18 protein-coding genes are annotated in these 15,810 nt (G+C 63.3%); 5 read left to right on the plus strand and 13 right to left on the minus strand.

The features are described from left to right. Positions 1 to 13: 13 nt before the first annotated feature. Genes AC1RQ9_RS02070 through AC1RQ9_RS02085 form a run of 4 tightly spaced genes read right to left on the minus strand, consistent with a single transcriptional unit; the run spans position 14 to position 5,436 of the window. A complete protein-coding gene (locus tag AC1RQ9_RS02070; protein WP_485985376.1) occupies positions 14 to 1,786 on the minus strand; it encodes a M24 family metallopeptidase in 1,773 nt (590 codons plus the stop codon). A 22-nt stretch (positions 1,787 to 1,808) separates the two neighbouring features. Next, a complete protein-coding gene (locus AC1RQ9_RS02075; protein WP_193733775.1) occupies positions 1,809 to 2,327 on the minus strand; it encodes a GNAT family N-acetyltransferase in 519 nt (172 codons plus the stop codon). Further along, on the minus strand, positions 2,320 to 3,222 hold the full coding sequence (locus AC1RQ9_RS02080) for a 50S ribosomal protein L11 methyltransferase (protein WP_193733776.1): 903 nt from the start codon (positions 3,220 to 3,222) through the stop codon (positions 2,320 to 2,322). Before AC1RQ9_RS02080 ends, AC1RQ9_RS02075 begins: the two co-directional genes overlap by 8 nt. Beyond that, on the minus strand, positions 3,223 to 5,436 hold the full coding sequence (locus AC1RQ9_RS02085; protein ID WP_485985377.1) for an ATP-dependent helicase: 2,214 nt from the start codon (positions 5,434 to 5,436) through the stop codon (positions 3,223 to 3,225). Between the two features lie 86 nt (positions 5,437 to 5,522). Between AC1RQ9_RS02085 and AC1RQ9_RS02090 the strand changes: the two genes are divergently transcribed. Further along, positions 5,523 to 6,200 (plus strand): JAB domain-containing protein, encoded by a 678-nt coding sequence (locus tag AC1RQ9_RS02090; protein ID WP_485985378.1) that lies wholly within the window; start codon positions 5,523 to 5,525, stop codon positions 6,198 to 6,200. A gap of 6 nt (positions 6,201 to 6,206) precedes the next feature. Here AC1RQ9_RS02090 and AC1RQ9_RS02095 read toward each other — a convergent pair whose 3' ends face one another. After that, positions 6,207 to 6,899: an HAD hydrolase-like protein gene (locus AC1RQ9_RS02095; protein ID WP_485985379.1), complete on the minus strand. Its 693-nt coding sequence runs from the start codon at positions 6,897 to 6,899 to the stop codon at positions 6,207 to 6,209. An 82-nt stretch (positions 6,900 to 6,981) separates the two neighbouring features. Here AC1RQ9_RS02095 and AC1RQ9_RS02100 point away from each other — a divergent pair, with 82 nt between their 5' ends. Next, positions 6,982 to 7,653 carry a JAB domain-containing protein gene (locus AC1RQ9_RS02100; protein WP_193733779.1) on the plus strand — a complete coding sequence of 224 codons (672 nt, stop codon included), beginning with the start codon at positions 6,982 to 6,984 and terminating at the stop codon, positions 7,651 to 7,653. Here the strand turns inward: AC1RQ9_RS02100 and AC1RQ9_RS02105 are convergent, their stop codons facing one another. From AC1RQ9_RS02105 to AC1RQ9_RS02115, 3 genes are read right to left on the minus strand one after another with little or no spacing between them, the layout of a single operon-like run. Continuing rightward, positions 7,654 to 8,796, minus strand: a complete 1,143-nt coding sequence (locus tag AC1RQ9_RS02105) for a 5-(carboxyamino)imidazole ribonucleotide synthase (RefSeq protein ID WP_485985380.1) — start codon at positions 8,794 to 8,796, stop codon at positions 7,654 to 7,656. It lies immediately after the preceding gene. Further along, positions 8,793 to 9,308 carry a 5-(carboxyamino)imidazole ribonucleotide mutase gene (purE, locus tag AC1RQ9_RS02110; RefSeq protein ID WP_485985381.1) on the minus strand — a complete coding sequence of 172 codons (516 nt, stop codon included), beginning with the start codon at positions 9,306 to 9,308 and terminating at the stop codon, positions 8,793 to 8,795. Before purE ends, AC1RQ9_RS02105 begins: the two co-directional genes overlap by 4 nt. 24 nt (positions 9,309 to 9,332) lie before the next feature. Continuing rightward, entirely contained in the window at positions 9,333 to 9,533 is a 201-nt protein-coding gene (locus AC1RQ9_RS02115; protein ID WP_010507587.1) for a YdcH family protein, read from the minus strand. Positions 9,534 to 9,693: 160 nt separating this feature from the next. Here AC1RQ9_RS02115 and AC1RQ9_RS02120 point away from each other — a divergent pair, with 160 nt between their 5' ends. Continuing rightward, positions 9,694 to 9,864, plus strand: coding sequence for a YdcH family protein (locus AC1RQ9_RS02120; protein ID WP_193733781.1), 171 nt, complete (start codon positions 9,694 to 9,696; stop codon positions 9,862 to 9,864). Between the two features lie 43 nt (positions 9,865 to 9,907). Here the strand turns inward: AC1RQ9_RS02120 and AC1RQ9_RS02125 are convergent, their stop codons facing one another. The 3 genes from AC1RQ9_RS02125 to rpmE form a co-directional block, all read right to left on the minus strand. Continuing rightward, the gene (locus AC1RQ9_RS02125; RefSeq protein ID WP_141262305.1) at positions 9,908 to 10,495 is read right to left on the minus strand and encodes a DUF1013 domain-containing protein; all 588 of its coding nucleotides are present in this window, start codon (positions 10,493 to 10,495) and stop codon (positions 9,908 to 9,910) included. 249 nt (positions 10,496 to 10,744) lie between these two features. Further along, positions 10,745 to 11,281 (minus strand): Hsp20 family protein, encoded by a 537-nt coding sequence (locus AC1RQ9_RS02130; RefSeq protein ID WP_485985382.1) that lies wholly within the window; start codon positions 11,279 to 11,281, stop codon positions 10,745 to 10,747. Positions 11,282 to 11,467: 186 nt separating this feature from the next. After that, positions 11,468 to 11,698 (minus strand): 50S ribosomal protein L31, encoded by a 231-nt coding sequence (rpmE, locus tag AC1RQ9_RS02135; protein WP_010507580.1) that lies wholly within the window; start codon positions 11,696 to 11,698, stop codon positions 11,468 to 11,470. Positions 11,699 to 11,948: 250 nt separating this feature from the next. Here rpmE and mscL point away from each other — a divergent pair, with 250 nt between their 5' ends. Together mscL and AC1RQ9_RS02145 are read left to right on the plus strand one after the other, a co-directional pair. Beyond that, positions 11,949 to 12,464 (plus strand): large conductance mechanosensitive channel protein MscL, encoded by a 516-nt coding sequence (gene mscL / locus AC1RQ9_RS02140; protein ID WP_193733783.1) that lies wholly within the window; start codon positions 11,949 to 11,951, stop codon positions 12,462 to 12,464. A gap of 156 nt (positions 12,465 to 12,620) precedes the next feature. Continuing rightward, the gene (locus tag AC1RQ9_RS02145; protein ID WP_485985383.1) at positions 12,621 to 13,049 is read left to right on the plus strand and encodes a hypothetical protein; all 429 of its coding nucleotides are present in this window, start codon (positions 12,621 to 12,623) and stop codon (positions 13,047 to 13,049) included. A 108-nt stretch (positions 13,050 to 13,157) separates the two neighbouring features. On the opposite strand, the gene secF is transcribed toward AC1RQ9_RS02145, so the two are convergent. Both secF and secD read right to left on the minus strand, forming a co-directional pair. Further along, positions 13,158 to 14,108, minus strand: coding sequence for a protein translocase subunit SecF (gene secF, locus AC1RQ9_RS02150; RefSeq protein ID WP_193733810.1), 951 nt, complete (start codon positions 14,106 to 14,108; stop codon positions 13,158 to 13,160). A 13-nt stretch (positions 14,109 to 14,121) separates the two neighbouring features. Beyond that, entirely contained in the window at positions 14,122 to 15,672 is a 1,551-nt protein-coding gene (gene secD, locus AC1RQ9_RS02155; RefSeq protein ID WP_193733785.1) for a protein translocase subunit SecD, read from the minus strand. Positions 15,673 to 15,810 lie beyond the last annotated feature (138 nt).

Consider the following 15,810-nt stretch of genomic DNA (forward strand, 5'->3'; position numbering starts at 1 on the left):
TTTTGCAGTCACATTATCCGGCGTTCAGCGGTGCGCATGCAACGCCAAGCCATGTGCGTTCCTGACTTCCCAGATGTGGGGCGATCATTTCAAAAACCCGTGCATGATAGGCATCCAGCCAGGCAATTTCATTTTCCTGCAGGCTGGCCACATCAATCAGCCGCCGGTCGAACGGGGCCAGGGTCAGGACCTCGAATTCCAGAAAATCGCGTCCTGCCTCCGCCGTGGGGGACGGCTGGACCAGATGCAGGTTTTCCAGGCGGATGCCGAACGCACCGGGTCGGTAATAGCCCGGCTCATTCGACAGGATCATGCCCGCATGCAATTTCACGGGGCGGAAAACGGGGGAAATGGTTGCCGGTCCCTCATGCACCGACAGGTAGCTGCCAATGCCATGGCCGGTGCCATGGTCATAATCCAGCCCGCCTTCCCACAATGCATGGCGGGCAAGGGCATCCAGCGCGTGGCCGGTCACGCCGCGCGGGAAATGCGCGCGCGCCAGCGCGATATGCCCGCGCAGCACGCGGGTGAAGGCATCACGCACATCCGCCCCCGGCGCATCCGGCCCGGTCCAGACCGTGCGGGTGATATCGGTGGTGCCAAAGGGATACTGGCCGCCACTATCGATCAGGTAGACCTCGTTGGGTTGCAGCCTGCGATCGGTTTCGGGCGTGACACGGTAATGGATGATCGCGCCGTTCGGGCCGGAACCGGAAATGGCGGGGAAGCTTTCCTCCCGGTAGTCAGGGCAGGCGGCACGGAAGCGGTCCAGCTGTTCTGCCGCTGCCAGTTCCGCCGTGTCGGTTGCGTTTTCATCCAGCCAGTGCAGGAAACGGCAGATGGCGATTCCATCCAGCAGGTGGGCACGGCGGCTGCCTTCCTGTTCGGTCCGGTTCTTGATCGCCTTGGGCCACTGGCAGGGATCGCCCCTGCGGATGACCGTGGCCCCTGCATCTTCCAGTGTCTGGATGAACCATACGGCATTGCCGGCCGGATCCACCTGCACGCGTGTACCGGACAGGGCGCGCAGGCTTTCCGCCAGTGCTGCGGGCGGTGCGATCGTGACATCATCCCCCAGCCACTGCCGCGTCGTGTCGGACACCTTGGCCGGGTCGATCAGCAACGTGACGCGTCCGGTCTCATACACGATGGCGAAGGACAGGCTGAGTGGCGTGTAAGGCACGTCGCGGCCACGGATGTTCAGCAGCCATGCGATTGATGCCGGATCGCTCAGCACCACCGCCGCATCGCCCGCCTCGCGCAGGCCGCCCGCAATGGCCGCGCGCTTGTCCCGGCTGGACTGCCCGGCCCATTCCTCGGGCTGCGGGACGCAGGGCGTGCAGGGCGGGGCGGGGCGGTCGGCCCAGATCCGGTCAACCGGGTTTGCGGGCAGGGCGACCAGGTCCAGCCCCGCATCACTGAACGGGCGCAGCGCGCTTTCGCTGATCAGGCGCGGATCATAACCGATCCGGCAAGTCGCCCCGTGCCGCGCCAGCCATGTGGCGGGCGGGACGTCACGGATATGCAGCCGTTCCCATGCCTGCTTGTCCACCTGCTGGTCCATCTGGGTGATGTAGCGGCCATCGGAAAAGACGGCGGCGACATCCGGCAGCACCGCCGCCATCCCCGCGCTGCCGGTAAAGCCGGTCAGCCACGCCAGGCGTTCAGCACAGGGGGCGACGTATTCCCCCAAGTGTTCATCCCCACGGGGCAGGATAAATCCATCAACGCCCATCTGTTTCAGCACGGCGCGCAGCGCGTCGGGGCGGTTCGGGACGGTGGGCATGGGCATATCCTTCGGTAAGGGATCAGGAAACGGACATGATGCGGTACAGGAACAGAAGGTCCATCCACCGCCCGTATTTCGTGCCGCATTCAGGCAGCAGGCCTCCATGCTGGAAGCCGAAGCGTTCATGCAGCTTGCGCGACGCAATGTTGGTGGAGGTAATGCCCGCGATCATGACATGTACCTCCTCCGTCTTTGCCCGCTCACACAGGGCCTGCAGCAGGGCGCTGCCAATGCCACGGCGCTTGTAGGCCGGGGCGATGTACAGCGAATGTTCGACCGTATGCCGGTAGCCTGAAAAGGGCCGGAAGGTTTTCCAGCTACTGTAGCCCGCCACATGGCCATCGGGCGTTTCGGCCACCAGTACCGGAAACCCGCTGGCCTGACTGGTATGCAGCCAGTCCAGCCGGGCGGCGATGGTGGTTTCGTGGGTTTCCCACATGGATGTGCTATTGCGGATGGCGTGATTGACGATTTCGACTATGGCGGGAATATCCGCATCCGTCGCGTCACGGATCAGCAGGGACGCGGTATCAGCCATTGGGTTTGCGCAGGATCAGCGTGCCCCAGTCCCCTTCACGCAGGTGGCGTTCCAGCACCAGCCCGTGGCGGCGATGGGCAGCCAGCACCATGCGCACCTGTGTATTCAGCAGCCCCGCAAGGATGGCAGTGCCACCGGGCAGCAGGTTGCGCGCAAGGTCGGCCGCCATGCTGCATAGCGGGCGGGCAAGGATGTTGGCGAATACCAGATCATAGGGCGCATGGTGGCGGATGGCGGGCGTGGCCCAGCCATTGCCCAGATGGCAGTCCACCAGATTGGACAGCCCATTCATGGCCGCGTTACGGCGCGTCACGCGCACGGACCACGGGTCGATATCGGTCGCCAGCACGCGTTTGTGCAGCAGGGCGGCGGCCGCCATGGCAAGGATGCCCGACCCGCAGCCCAGGTCAAGGATACGCTGTGGCCTGCGATAGGCGACCATTTCCAGCGCGCGCAGGCAGCCACGGGTCGAGCCGTGTTCCCCCGACCCGAAGGCAACGCCCGCATCTAGCGTGATGGTGATGCGCTGGGGGCTGGTGGTGGGTTCAAGGTGCGTGCCGCGGATGGCGAAGCGCCTGCCCGCAAGCTGTTCGGGAAAGGATTCGTATGTGCGCGCCAGCCAGCCTTCGGATTCCGTGTGGCTGCGTTCCAGTTCGGCATCCACGCCACTGGTCAGGCCCGCCACGATCAGGGCGGCGCGCAGTTCGTCCTCGCCGCTGCCGGTATCCTTGACGCCTTCCACGCGCCACAGGGTCTGGCTGTCATCGACTTCAAAAATGCCGATGGTGGTGCAGACGGTGGACAGGGCGGATTCATAGGCTTCGACCGCATCAGGCGGGACCGTGACCGATATGGTTTCCAGTTCTGTGGCGTGACGCCGGGGGGAAAGGCTCATCTATACCTGCTCAACAAATGTATCGATCACCCGCTTGGGGCCTGCTTTTTCAAACGCGACTTCCAGCCGGTTTCCCTCGACCGAGGTAATGGTGCCGTAGCCGAATTTCTGGTGGAACACACGCACCCCCACCTTCATGCCCGACGTGGCGGTGGTGGACGGTGTCACGTCATGCACCCGCCGGGATGCCACCAGCGGGAAGGGCGTGCTGCCAAACACGGCGGGACGGCCAAGGAAACTGCGCCGGCTGTTGGCGGTGTCGCCGCGTGTCTCGATATGTTCCGCGGGCAGCTCCTCGACAAAGCGGCTGGGAATGGCGGACTGCCAGTTGCCGTATATGCGGCGATTGGCGGCATGGCTGATCATGGCCAGCTTGCGCGCGCGCGTAATGCCGACATAGGCCAGGCGGCGTTCCTCCTCCAGCCCCTTCAGGCCGCCTTCATCCAGCGTGCGCTGGGACGGAAAGACGCCTTCCTCCCATCCCGGCAGGAACACGGTATCGAATTCCAGCCCCTTGGCGCCATGCAGGGTCATGATACTCATGCTGTCCTCGCCCGATTTATCCTCGGTATCCATGACAAGGGCAACGTGTTCAAGGAATCCGCCAAGGTTTTCATAATCCGCCAGCGAGCGCACCAGCTCCTTCAGGTTTTCCAGCCGTCCCGGCGCATCGGGGGATTTGTCGGCCTTCCACATGTCGATATAGCCGCTGTCCTCCAGCAGGTGGTCAATGGCGACGACATGCCCCTCGCGCCCCAGCATGTCGCGCGTGGTGCCCAGCGTGCGCATGAGGGTGGCAAGCTGTTCCTTCGCCCGGCCCTTGATGTCGCCAGTGCCCAGCATCTCCAGCACGGCCGCGGTCAGCGGGATCTGGCGTTCGCGGGCGTGCATGTGCATTTTCTGCAGTCCCGTGGTCCCCACGCCCCGTCGCGGCACATTGATGATGCGTTCAAACGCAAGGTCGTCGGAAGGCTGGTTGACCACGCGCATGTAGGCGATGGCGTCGCGGATTTCGGCGCGTTCGTAAAAACGCAGGCCACCGACCACGCGGTAGGGCAGGCCAAGGGTAATCAGCCGTTCTTCAAACGCGCGGGTCTGGAAGCCCGCGCGGACAAGGATGGCGATTTCGCCCATCGGGTGGCCATCGGCGCGCAGGCGTTCGATCTCGGTGCCGACCATGCGGGCCTCATCATCCGAATCCTGCACGGAAATCACGCGCACCTTCTCGCCTTCCGCATCCTCGCGGCCGGGATGCAGGGTCTTGCCCAGACGTTCCTCGTTATGCGCGATCAGGCCCGACGCCGCGCCAAGGATCTGCCGGGTGGAACGGTAATTGCGTTCCAGCCGCACCACTTTCGCGCCTGGAAAATCGCGTTCGAAGCGCAGGATGTTTTCCACTTCCGCCCCGCGCCATGAATAGATCGACTGGTCATCATCACCCACGCAGCAGATGTTGGATGGCTGGTTGTCCCGATGGGCCAGCAGCCGCAGCCACAGGTACTGGATGGTGTTGGTGTCCTGATACTCATCCACCAGGATGTAGCGGAAGAAACGGTGATACTGTGCCAGCACATCGGGGTGTCTGCGCAGGATTTCCGTCATGTGCAGCATAAGGTCGCCAAAGTCGCAGGCGTTAAGCTGTTTCAGGCGCTGCTGGTAATCGGTATAGATCTCGGCGCAGCGTCCATTGGCGAAATCCGTGTCCTCGGCCGCCGTGATGGCGTCGGGCACCAGCCCGCGATCCTTCCACCGCTGGATCACGCCCATGATCGCCTGTGGCGGCCAGCGCTTGGTATCGATGCGGTAGGGTTCAAGCACCTGCTTGAGCAGACGCAGCTGGTCATCGGTATCAAGGATGGTGAAGCTGCTGGTCAGCCCGACATATTCCGCATGGCGGCGCAGCATGCGCGCGCACAGGGCATGGAACGTACCCAGCCACAGCCCTTCCGCCGGTTCACCCAGCAGGGCGCTGACGCGTTCGCGCATTTCACGCGCGGCCTTGTTGGTGAAGGTCACGGCCAGGATCTGGTTGGGCCGCGCGCGCCCCGACAGCAGGATATGCGCGAACCGCGTGGTCAGCACCCGTGTCTTTCCGGTGCCCGCGCCGGCAAGGACCAGCAGCGGGCCATCCGTCGTCTCGATCGCGGCCCGCTGTTCGGGATTGAGGCGGTTCAGGTAATCCGGCACACGGCCGGTGGGGATAAGGCTGTCCATGACATTATCTTCTATAGCAATCCCGCCGCCGGGTAACCAATGCTATCAATCATGGTCAGGGGAAATGCGCAGGGGGAAGCGATGGCATGAATACGCTCAGGGGAACGGGGCCGGGCGGTCACCGGGCGCGCATGCGCAGGCGTATTCGCACGGCAGGCGCGCATTCGCTGGCGGATTACGAATTGCTGGAGGTCCTGCTGTTCGCGGCCGTGCCCCGGCGCGATACCAAGCCGCAGGCGAAGGCGCTGCTGGCCCATTTCGGTGATCTTGAGGCCGTTCTGGATGCCAGCCCTTCCGCCCTGCGCGCGGCGGGACTTGGGCCACGTGGGGTGGCCGTGCTGGGGTGTCCGGTGCAGGTGGCGCGGCGCCTGGCGCATCCCGACCTGCGGGGGCAGGTGATTTTCACGGATATGGCGGCGGTAATGGCGTACTGCGACAGGCTGCCCGCGCATGATCCCGACGGGTGGCGGCTGTTCTACCTTGATTCCGCGCGGCATGTGCTGGCCGATGAAGCCGTCAGTATCGCCCCGCCCGCCGATATGTGCCGGACCGTGCTGGCGCGTGCGCTGGAACTGCATGCCGTCTCCCTGGTTGCGATCAGGGATATCGGCCAGCGCATGCCGCCAGCGGAGGGTCAGGATGCCGACCTGCGTTTCGGCCGCATGCTGGAAACCCATGCCCGCCTGCTGGGCCTGATCGTGCATGACTGCGTGGTGCGCGGCGGCGGGAAGGATGCAAGCCTGCGGACCATGATCGCGCGATAGGGCGTATCAGCCGTGCGGGTGGGCTTCGGCCGCTGCGAACTGCTGGCGGATGGCATCCAGCAGTTCGGATGGCTGGCTGACCAGCGCATCGGCACCGGCCTGCGTCAGTTCTTCCCGCGTGCCATAGCCCCACAATACCCCCAGCGCACGGACGTGGTTGGCGTGCGCGCCGCTTATGTCAAAGCGCCGGTCACCGATCATCAGCGCATCCTCGCGCCGGATGTCATGTTCACGCAGCACGGCTGCGATCAGTTCGGGCTTTTCCGCGCCGCTGTCATCGGCGCGCGCGCCCGACAGGCCATCGAAATACTGCACGAGGTTGCGCAGGTGCAGGATCTTGCGCGCAAGATGGCGTGGCTTGGATGTCGCGACAAACAGCCGCACCCCTTTAGCGGACAGGGTCTCGATCACGTTGCGCATGTGGTCGAAAACCGGGCTTTTGTGCATGCCTTCCGATTCGTAGTGCTTGCGGTAAAGCGCCATCGCTTCGTCCACCCGGTCATCGCCATAATGCGCGAGGATATGGGCGATCAGTTCTTCCAGCGGGGGGCCGACCACCCATGTCAGGTCAATCGACATGTCGGGTTCATGACCAAGGTCGCGCAGTACGGCGTAAATGGATTCCACAATGCCATCGCGGGAACGGACGATGGTTCCGTCCAGGTCGAAAAGTACGGTATGGTTTTCATGAAACGGCATGCAGGTTCATAACCTCCTTGTTCTGAGCGCATAATGCACCATCGGGACGGTATTTGTCCTGCAATTGTTGGGAAAACACCGTTTGCACGATCACACATCGCCCGAACCGGTCACACTTCCCCTTGGTGGCGGTATCAGCCGGGCGGATGACCATGCCTTCCTACAGCGCCTGATCCGCACGCTTGATCCAGCCCATCCCGCACCGGACCGGCTGGCGGCCAGCTTCCTGGCCCGTTTCGGTTCGGCGGGCATGGCGCTGTCGGCGCATGTGGGGGCGCTGGATGAAGTGGCGGGACGTGAAACCGTTCTGCCGCCCCTGCTGGCGGTGCTACGGGAGGTGGCGCTGCGCCTGTACCGCGCCCGTGTGCGGCGCACGGATCTTCTGGCGGGGCAGGCGGGACTGGAAGCCTACCTGCAGGCCTGCATGGGGCATGAAGTGATTGAACAGTTCCGCGTGCTGTTCCTTGATGAGGGCTTTCACCTGCTGGCCGATGAACTGATGGGCACCGGCACGGTCAACCATTCCCCGGTTTATCCGCGCGAAATCATGCGCCGCGCACTGAAACTGGGGGCAGGACGGCTGGTGCTGGCGCATAACCACCCCGCAGGCCAGCCGGAACCTTCATCCGCCGATATTGAAATGACCCTGCGCATCGCGCAGATCGGCAAGATCATGCAGGTTACGGTGCATGACCACATCATTGTGGGCAATGGCCGGACCCACAGCTTCCGTGCTGCGGGGCTGCTGGTCTAGTTACGCATCAGCCAACGGGCGCGCCAGCGGGCCAAGGGCGGCTTCCACCCCGAATTCCCCGGGCAGCGCGCCCTTGGGGAACAGCACGTTCACATGCCCCATCTTGCGCCCCGGGCGGGCTTCCGCCTTGCCATAATGATGCGCCAGCAGGCCGGGGGTCGTCATGATTTCAGGCCACAGGGCCATGTCATCGGGGCCGATCAGGTTTTTCATGACGGCGTCGCTGTGGCGGCCTGCGGGGGGCAGTGACAGGCCGGTCACTGCGCGCACATGCATCTCGAACTGGTCCACGGGGCAGGCATTCATGGTCCAGTGGCCCGAATTATGGGGCCGGGGCGCAATTTCGTTCACGCGCAGGCTGCCGTCGCGGTCCACGAACATCTCGACCCCCAGCAGGCCAATCAGGTCCAGCGCCGTGGCGATGCGGCGGGCAAGATCGCGGGCCTGCGCCGCAAGGTCGGGCGCGATTCGGGCCGGGGCCAGACTTATGTCCAGAATGCCGTTGCGGTGACGGTTTTCGGTTACGTCAAAGGTCACGATGTCACCGCATGCGTTACGCGCGACCATCACGCTGACCTCACAGGCGAAGCGTACCATGCCCTCAGCCACCAGCGGGTGGGGGCGCAGGCTGTCGAATGCGGTGTCCAGTTCCGACGCATCATGAATGCGGGCCTGTCCCTTGCCATCATACCCAAGGCGCGTGGTCTTGAGGATGAAGGGATAGCCCAGCGCTTCCGCCGCCCTATCCAGATCGGCGCGGTCATGCACGCCCCGCCAGGGGGCCACCGGAATGTCGTTTTCCGCCATGAAGGTTTTTTCGGCAATACGGTCCTGGCTTATGCGCAGGATACGACCGGCGGGGTGGACCGGGCGGATGCTGGACAGCAGGTCCAGACCGTCGGCGCTGATATTCTCGAATTCAAAGGTAATGACATCCACCGCATCGGCAAAGCGGCGCAGGGCGTCATGGTCGTCATACCGGCCAAGGGTAATGGCATGCGCCACCTGCGCAGCCGGGCCGTCGGCTTCCGTCGTCAGGATATGGGCGCGGTAGCCAAGGCGGGCGGCGGCAATGGCGGACATGCGGCCAAGCTGCCCGCCGCCGACAATGCCCAGCACCGAACCGGGGGCAAGCGGCGTCATCGCACCGGTTCCTGCGCCACGGCTTCCGTCTGTTTCGCCCGCCATGCAGCCAGTCGTGCGCCAAGGTCAGGGTCCGACAGGGCAAGGATGGACGCCGCCATCAGCGCCGCGTTGATCGCCCCCGCCTTGCCAATGGCCAGCGTGCCCACGGGAATGCCGCCGGGCATCTGCACGATGGACAGCAGGCTGTCCATGCCCTTGAGCGCATGCGATTCGACCGGTACCCCCAGCACCGGCAGCGCCGTCCATGCCGCACACATGCCCGGCAGGTGCGCAGCCCCCCCGGCGCCTGCGATAATGACCGACAGGCCACGCCCCTGCGCCGATTTCGCGTAGTCCGCCAGGCGGTCGGGCGTGCGGTGGGCAGAGACGATACGCACCTCATGCGCGATATCCAGCGCTTCCAGCACGGTGGTGGCATGACGCATGGTTTCCCAGTCGGACTGGCTGCCCATGATCAGCCCCACGCGCGGGAATTTCGTGCCGGAGGGTGGAAGGGGGGAAAGGCTCACGATTGCAATACTCTCGTCAGGGAATCAGGCGATACTGTCGGGGATCATGCGGCTTTCCAGCCATGTGATCTCGTCCTTCAGCAGCAGCTTGCGCTTTTTCAGCCGTTGCAGTTGCAACTGGTCCGTTACCTGCTGGGCCATGCGGCTAATGACCGTATCAAGGTCGCGATGTTCGCTGCGCAGTTCGTGCAGCTTGCGAAGAAGGGTGTCCCGATCTGTCAGCATGGCGGCTCATCTGTTAAGTGGGCATGGCGTATCCTAAGCATATCCGCCGCAAAAGGCGAAATGCCGGACATGATCCCCAGGGGCTGCAATTTTAGCATGGAAATTGCAGCATCGTCTGGTCTAGCCTGATCGGGTTGCAGTCAAGACGCTGGAGGGTTCCATGTCGTACGAAGCACGTATCAACAGCCTTAAATCCCGTCATGCGCGGCTTGATGCCCGCATTTTCGATGAAGACCGCAGGCCCATGCCCGATGAAGGCGCCCTGCGGCGGCTCAAGCTTGAGAAACTTCGTGTGAAGGAAGAGATCGAGCGCCTGGCCCGGCTGGGCTGACAACAGACCCGCCGCCCGGCCTGTCCGGGTGGCGGGATGTTGGTCAGATGCCGTGTTCGCTGTCGTCATCCAGTTCCAGCGGCGGTGGCACGGCCTGACCTTCACGCGCCAGCCGTTCATTGGCGGCGGCGACCATGGCGTTCAGGTCCGTCTGGCTGCACAGGCCCAGTGTGACCGGGTCACGCGGCTTGATGTTGGCGCTGTTCCAGTGCTGCTTGGTGCGCACCTTCTCGATGGTGTCCTTGGTGGTGCCCAGCAGCTTGCTGGTCTGCTGTTCCGACAGTTGCGGGAAATTGCGCAGGATGAAGGCAATCGCATCCGGACGGTCGTTACGCTTGGCCACCGGGGTATAGCGCGCGCCCTTGGACCGGCGGTTGATCGGGTTGGCGGGCGGCAGTCCCTTGAGGCGTTCCTCGGGGTCTTTTTCGCAACGGGTAATTTCCGCCTGGGTCAGCTGGTGGTGGGCAATCGGGTCATAGCCCCGGATTCCCTGTGCTACTTCCCCGTCCGCGATGGCCTGGACTTCAAGGGGATGCATTCCACAGTATGCGGCAATCTGGGTAAAAGTCAGCGCCGTCTTTTCAATAAGCCACACGGCGGTCGCCTTGGGCATTAAGGGCAGGGCAGTCATTCTCAGGTCCTACAGCGTGTGGCGCCACACGCAGGCACCTGAAAGGGTGTTTGAAACGGTCCCTGAAAAAGCGGGAACCGTGCGTACCTGCTGGCGCGCCAGAAACAGAAAACACTCGTGGAAGTGATATGACGGTTGCAGGCGGCAAAGGTCAAGACTTCAATCCACCCGTCCCGGATGTTTCCCATCAATAAAAACAGGGGCAGACCGGTGGCCTGCCCCTGCGGCAAATACACTATGATCGCCCGCTTATGCGGCACAGCCTGCGGGCTGTGGGGCTGCAGCGCCTGCCGTGCTTGTCCCGGCCATCCCGTCGATGGCGGGGTGAGGTGCTTCGGCCTGCGGGGTGGTATCGCCCGCCATGGCCTGGCCTGAGGAAATGGGGATACGGCGTGGCTTCAGCGCCTCGGGCACGATGTGGCGCACCGCGATGCGCAGCAGGCCGTTGGTCAGGTCCGCCTTTTCCACCACCACATGGTCAGCCAGCACAAAACGGCGTTCGAAGGCGCGCGTGGCGATGCCGCGGTGGAGCATTTCCCTGCCCTGCGTGCCGTCACTGACACGACCTGACACGATCAGGGTATTGTCCTGTACCGTCAGTTCAATGTCATCGGGGCCAAAGCCCGCGACCGCCATTGTCAGCGTGTACTGCGCATCGGACAGTTTTTCGATGTTGTAAGGGGGATAGGACGAACCGACCGGGTTCTGTGCCGCCGTATCGACAAGCTGGGCCAGACGGTCAAATCCTATGGCGCTGCGAAACAGCGGCGCGAAATCATAAGCCATGTGAAACCTCCATGAAGCAAGGTCTGGTGTCATGCGGCCCCCCGGTTGGGCGAACCGCGATTTTGGGTAATGCGCATGGACCCGCTATGGGCATCCGGCGCAGTCCAGACATGGGAATGCCCGGCCCCCTGTTCAAGGGACCGGGCATTGCCACGGACTTCAGACCTGATCGGGAGGGAGGGGGTATCAGCCCTTCTTGCGCTGGCCCAGTGCGCCGAACTTCTTGTTAAACTTGGCGACCTGGCCCCCGGTGTCCATCATGCGCTGCACGCCGGTCCATGCCGGGTGGGACTTCGGATCGATGTCCAGGCGCAGCGTATCGCCAGCCTTGCCGTAGCACGAACGGGTCGTGTATTCGGTGCCATCGGTCATGATGACATTGATTTCGTGGTAGTCGGGGTGGATGCCGGATTTCATTTCAAACACTTTCGCGCTGGGCCCACCGATGCCGACCGGGGGCGTTGTATCGGCAGGCGTATAGACGACAAGTGCCGGCAAGATCAACACCCGATGGCAAGAAAAGCCCGCCCTGCCGTCTTCAGGCCATGGTGTTACCCTGTTGCATCATGCGGGGGAATGGAAGGGCCACACGATAATATATGGTCGTCATGATGTCGCGATGTTGCTAGAGCTAGGGCGTATTCCATTAAACTAAGGATTGGCATTCATGGCGAAACTGCCGGACCACGTGCCCGAACTGCACGTCAAGGATCTTCATGTACCCGGTTGGCTGGGAGAATTCCGCTCATTTCTAATGCGCGGCAATGTGGTTGACCTTGCGGTCGGTGTGATCGTGGGCGCCGCGTTCACCGCCATCGTGAACAGCCTGGTGAAGGACGTGTTCACGCCAGTACTGGGCCTGCTGATCGGCGGTATCGACTTTACCAACCTGTTCATCACCCTGCGTGGCCCGCACATGGCGACACTGGCCGATGCGCAGAAGGCCGGGGCAGTTACGATCAATATCGGCCTGTTCCTGAACGCGGTGATCCAGTTCATCATCATCGGTTTCGTGATTTTCTGGGTGGTGAAGGCCATCAACCGCCTGACGGTGAAGAAAGAAGCCGAAAAGCCCGCGACGCCGCCCGCACCGCCGCGCAACGAAGTGCTGCTGCAGGACATCCTGGATGTGCTGAAGACGGAAGCGGCCCAGAAATCCGCTTCGACCGCGCCCAAGGCCTGATCCCACATATCAGGCTGCGGGAACGCAAAACGGGCACCCCGGTGGGTGCCCGTTTTTTTGGCGCATCCCTGACCGCCCTTGTGCCGGGGGACGGGACTGCCCAATATCCCCCGATATGGTGAAGGTGGCTGGCTTATGATTGATATGACACGATATATGCGCAGACGACTGCTGGCCCTGTCGGCAGTAGCGCTGCTGGCGGGCTGTCATTCGTCCAGCAGGGTGGACATGTCCCGCCTGCCAGCCCCGGCACAGGATTACCTGCTGATCACGTCCTATTTCATGGCCGAAGGCGGCATGGTCAGTCGCCTGCAGGATGGCGGCCTGTCGGGCCAGCAGGTGTATGACATGGCCACCTCGCTCAAATACGGCAAGAGCATGATCCTCGCTGCCCTGACCAGGCCATCACGCAAGGCGCGCCGTAATGGGCAGCAGGCAGTGGAACTGATGGTGGCGTGCACCAACCAGCCCGATCCATCCACACTGGGGGGACGGACACCGCCGAGCTGCCTGCCAAACGGTCCTGCCAGCCCTGATGCAAAAGGGCGGGGGAAGCCGCAATCGGCCACACCCGCCCATAAATAAGCGTATTGATAAATAAAGGTTTGTGGGCGCCGCCTTTTTCAAGAAGGCGGCGTCTTTATGTCAGGTCAGGTCACGCGCATCCGTTGCGTTGGCATCCCATGCCCGATTTCAGGTGCGCACGGGTGGCCGCGCGTCACGACGCAGGCGCTTTTCCCCCATCAGTAGCAGCAGCGGTGCCGCGATGAAGATGGAAGATGACGTGCCCACCACAATCCCGAACAGCATCACCCACGCAAATCCCGACAGGCTGGCCCCGCCAAACAGTGCCAGCGGCAATGCGGCAAGGAATACGGTCGATGACGTGCCCAGCGTACGGCTGAGCGTTTCGTTGATCGACAGGTCAATCAGTTCCGCCAGCGGCATGGTGCGGTATTTGCGCAGGTTTTCACGAACGCGGTCATAGACCACCACCTTGTCATTGGTGGAATAGCCAAGAATGGTCAGGATGGCGGCCACCATCACCAGATCGAATTCGAAATGCGTGATGACCAGGAAACCGATGGCCTTGGTCAGGTCCAGCACCAGCGTCACCACTGCGCTGACCGCGAACTCCCACTCAAAACGAAACCAGATATAGGCCAGGATCATCAGCAGGCTGATGCCAAGGGCCAGCATGCCGTTGCGGAACAGTTCCTTTGACACGGATGCGCCCACCGCATCCGCCCGCAGCACCTGCGCACCAGGCAGGGTGCCGATGGCATGGCGCACGGAATCGACCATGGCCTGCGTGCGGGCCTCATGATCGGGTTCGCTGTCGGGCGGCGTATCAAGGCGGATCAGCACGTCATCCGGCCCGCCAAAGGACTGCACGCCCGCGGCCGTCACGTGCTGGGCGGCAAGGGCCGCGCGGATGGCATTGAAATCCGCCGGTCCCTGCGTGCGCGCTTCCACCACGATGCCGCCCCGGAAATCCAGCCCCAGTGTCAGGCCGGGATGGAAGAACAGGATCAGCGAGGCAATGGACAGCACCGCCGATGTCGCAAGCCCGATGAAGCGGCCGCGCATGAAGTTGATTTTCGTACCACGCGGCACGAACCGGAGAAGGGGACGATCAAACATCATTCGGCGCGCCTCAGACCGGCAGGGTGCTGGGACGTGTGCGGGCGTACCAGCGCACCATCAGCATCCGGGATAGGAGAAGGGTGGTGAAAAGGGTGGTCACGATACCGATCGTGATCGTCAGCGCGAAGCCGCGGACCGGCCCGGTCCCGAAAACGAACAGCATGACATGCGCCAGCAGCGCCGTGGCGTTACTGTCCACGATCGTGCCGGTCGCGCGTTCGAAGCCTGCCTGCATGGCCTGCAGCGCGCTGCGGCCACGGGCCACTTCTTCGCGTATGCGTTCATTGATCAGGATGTTCGCATCCACCGCCATGCCCAGGGTCAGCAGCATGCCGGCCATGCCCGGCAGGGTCAGCGTCGCCTCGAACAGTGACAGGATGGCGGTCATCAGCACCAGGTTGGCCAGCAGGGCAATGTTCGCGTACCAGCCGAACCGGCCATAGAACAGCGCCATGAACGCGATCACCAGCACGAAACCGGCAGCAAGGCTGTAGCCACCCGCCCGGATCGAATCAGCGCCCAGCGACGGGCCGATGGAGCGCTGCTCGATCACGTTCAGCGGTGCGGGCAGTGCCCCCGCGCGCAGCAGCAGCGCCATGTCGGTGGCCTGCTGCGCGCTGAAGCCGCCAGTGATCTGCCCGCTGCCGCCGGTAATGGCAGTGCGGATGACCGGGGCCTCGATCACCTTGTTATCCAGCACAATGGCGAACCGCTTGCCCACATTGGCCCGCGTCACGTCACCGAATTCCTGCGCCCCGGTCGAATCGAAGGTGAAGTTCACCGCCCATTCGCCGCTCTGCTGGTCGATCGAGGCGCTGGCATTGGTCAGGTCCGCGCCATCCACATCCACATGCGAAAAGACCGGCAGCTTGGTCTGCCCGTCGGTCATGGGCAGCATTTCCACGCCCGGTGGCGGCACGGCGGAGCCGATGGCGGAATCGGCAACCAGATGGAACGTCATCTTGGCCGTGGTGCCCAGCAGGTTTTTGACCCGTTCGGGGTCACTGATACCGGGCAGTTCGACAATGATCCGGTCATCGCCCTGACGGGTGATCTCGGGGTCGATGGCGCCGGTCGCGTCAATGCGGCGGCGCACGATCTCGATCGACTGGGTCACGGCGTCATAGGCGCGCTGGCGCGCGGCCTCGGCTGACAGGGTGAGGGCGATCTGGCCGCCTTCCGCCTGTTCCACCTTGAATTCGCCCGGCACGTTCATCGGCATGGCGCGCAGCGCCTTCAGGTCGGGCTGCGCTTCTTCCGGCGTGCGGGGCGTGAATGTCACGCCATGCGCGGTGGTGGTCAGGTTGCGGTAACCCAGCGAATTCTTCAGCAGGGTCTGGCGCGTTTCATCCTGCAGCCCGCGCAGCCTGTCGGCTGTCACGCTGTTCATATCAACCTGCAGCAGCAGGTAGGACCCGCCCCGCAGGTCAAGGCCCAGATGGATCTGCCGCCATGGCAGGGACGCCATGGGCTGGCGGATGACATTGGGCAGGCACAGCGCCAGCCCGATCAGACATACGCCAATGACCGAAGCCATTCTGAGCCGACTGTAATACATCATGACTTGATGGAGTGCTCCCTACGCCCGGCTGGCCGGTTCCCTGTCCGGCACGGTCAGTGTATCGCGTGTGCGAAAAATCAGTGGCGGGAACATGCCGGTCCCTGCCTGATGATGCAACCGCTGATACGCCGGCAGGGC

The organism is Komagataeibacter ossonobensis, from assembly GCF_057359305.1.

Excerpts from the sequence above, each read along its gene's own strand:
- AC1RQ9_RS02070 (WP_485985376.1), bottom strand. The coding sequence starts at position 1,786 with ATGCCCACCGTCCCGAACCGCCCCGACGCGCTGCGCGCCGTGCTGAAA.
- AC1RQ9_RS02075 (WP_193733775.1), bottom strand. The coding sequence starts at position 2,327 with ATGGCTGATACCGCGTCCCTGCTGATCCGTGACGCGACGGATGCGGAT.
- AC1RQ9_RS02080 (WP_193733776.1), bottom strand. The coding sequence starts at position 3,222 with ATGAGCCTTTCCCCCCGGCGTCACGCCACAGAACTGGAAACCATATCG.
- AC1RQ9_RS02085 (WP_485985377.1), bottom strand. The coding sequence starts at position 5,436 with ATGGACAGCCTTATCCCCACCGGCCGTGTGCCGGATTACCTGAACCGC.
- AC1RQ9_RS02090 (WP_485985378.1), top strand. The coding sequence starts at position 5,523 with ATGAATACGCTCAGGGGAACGGGGCCGGGCGGTCACCGGGCGCGCATG.
- AC1RQ9_RS02095 (WP_485985379.1), bottom strand. The coding sequence starts at position 6,899 with ATGCCGTTTCATGAAAACCATACCGTACTTTTCGACCTGGACGGAACC.
- AC1RQ9_RS02105 (WP_485985380.1), bottom strand. The coding sequence starts at position 8,796 with ATGACGCCGCTTGCCCCCGGTTCGGTGCTGGGCATTGTCGGCGGCGGG.
- AC1RQ9_RS02115 (WP_010507587.1), bottom strand. The coding sequence starts at position 9,533 with ATGCTGACAGATCGGGACACCCTTCTTCGCAAGCTGCACGAACTGCGC.
- AC1RQ9_RS02120 (WP_193733781.1), top strand. The coding sequence starts at position 9,694 with ATGTCGTACGAAGCACGTATCAACAGCCTTAAATCCCGTCATGCGCGG.
- AC1RQ9_RS02125 (WP_141262305.1), bottom strand. The coding sequence starts at position 10,495 with ATGACTGCCCTGCCCTTAATGCCCAAGGCGACCGCCGTGTGGCTTATT.
- AC1RQ9_RS02130 (WP_485985382.1), bottom strand. The coding sequence starts at position 11,281 with ATGGCTTATGATTTCGCGCCGCTGTTTCGCAGCGCCATAGGATTTGAC.
- rpmE (WP_010507580.1), bottom strand. The coding sequence starts at position 11,698 with ATGAAATCCGGCATCCACCCCGACTACCACGAAATCAATGTCATCATG.
- mscL (WP_193733783.1), top strand. The coding sequence starts at position 11,949 with ATGGCGAAACTGCCGGACCACGTGCCCGAACTGCACGTCAAGGATCTT.
- AC1RQ9_RS02145 (WP_485985383.1), top strand. The coding sequence starts at position 12,621 with ATGCGCAGACGACTGCTGGCCCTGTCGGCAGTAGCGCTGCTGGCGGGC.
- secF (WP_193733810.1), bottom strand. The coding sequence starts at position 14,108 with ATGTTTGATCGTCCCCTTCTCCGGTTCGTGCCGCGTGGTACGAAAATC.
- secD (WP_193733785.1), bottom strand. The coding sequence starts at position 15,672 with ATGATGTATTACAGTCGGCTCAGAATGGCTTCGGTCATTGGCGTATGT.